The sequence below is a fragment of the Burkholderia sp. Se-20378 genome (genome assembly GCF_017104665.1).
GTDB classification, from domain to species: Bacteria; Pseudomonadota; Gammaproteobacteria; order Burkholderiales; family Burkholderiaceae; genus Burkholderia; species Burkholderia lata.
This window is the reverse complement of sequence record NZ_JAAGPG010000448.1, coordinates 1-234: the sequence shown is the minus strand read 5'-3', so window position 1 is coordinate 234 and position 234 is coordinate 1. Positions and strand designations below refer to the sequence as shown.

1 protein-coding gene is annotated in these 234 nt (G+C 91.0%); it reads left to right on the top strand.

Annotated elements, in window-relative coordinates:
- On the top strand, nt 1–234 hold a 234-nt coding region (locus G3N93_RS42525), incomplete at both ends, for a hypothetical protein (protein WP_206134653.1).

The window sequence follows — 234 nt, the reverse complement described above, 5'->3', positions numbered from 1 at the left end:
AAAAAAAAAAAATAAAAAACCCCCCCCCCCCCCCCCCCCCCCCCCCCCCCCCCCCCCCCCCCCCCCCCCCCCCCCCCCCCCCCCCCCCACCCCCCCCCCCCCCCCCACCCCCCCCCCCCCCCCCCCCCCCCCCCCCCCCCCCCCCCCCCCCCCCCCCCCCCCCCCCCCCCCCCCCCCCCCCCCCCCCCCCCCCCCCCCCCCCCCCCCCCCCCCCCCCCCCCCCCCCCCCCCCCC